We start from the raw sequence: 638 nt of genomic DNA, 5'->3' as shown, positions 1-638 counted from the left end.
AAAACCGCCCGCCTCACCGAGTCTACCGAGTGGATCGACTTGGAGTTTGTGGAGCGAGAGCGGACACCCCGCGAGATCATTGAAAAGGGTATTCGCCACCATCTTGCTGGTCTATCACTTTCGAATACAGTTATTCTTCTTGAGGAGTTGGGTGTCAATCGAAGTCGTGTTGCCGTTCACAATTGGGTGCAGAAAGCCGATCTACAGCCAGCTGATGGTGAGAACCCGGATCGTGTTGCGGTCGATCAGAAAGCGATCCGGATCAACGACGAGCAGTACTGGCTGTACGCTGCTGTCGATCCGCAAACGAACAGAATCCTTCACTCGCGGCTGTTTCCGACGTATACGATTCCAATTGCACGAGAATTTCTCACTGAATTAGCTGAGAAACACGATATCGAAGATGCTCTGTTTCTCGTCGATGACGCAGACGATCTGATCGGTGGTCTCCGCCGCGAAAACTACAGTTACCGCGTCGAACAACACGGTTTGAGAAATTCTGTCGAACGTGTCTTTAGAGAAGTACAACGCCGAACCTCTTCGTTTTCAAACTGTTTCAGCCACGTCGATCCGCCGACCGCGGAAACGTGGTTGCAAGCCCACGCCGTCTGGTGGAATCATGCTTAAGTTAACACGAC

General features: G+C 51.4%; 1 protein-coding gene. It reads left to right on the top strand.

From position 1 onward, the window contains the following. Positions 1–627, top strand: a 627-nt coding sequence (locus DJ74_RS17225) for an IS6 family transposase (RefSeq protein ID WP_094528045.1), incomplete at its 5' end; no start/stop codon positions are given. Between the last annotated feature and the right edge of the window lie 11 nt (positions 628–638).

It is taken from the genome of Halorubrum sp. Ea8, assembly GCF_002252925.1.
In the GTDB taxonomy this organism is placed as follows: Archaea; Halobacteriota; Halobacteria; order Halobacteriales; family Haloferacaceae; genus Halorubrum.
The sequence above is the reverse complement of the archived record's forward strand: the minus strand, read 5'-3'. Positions and strand labels throughout refer to the sequence as shown.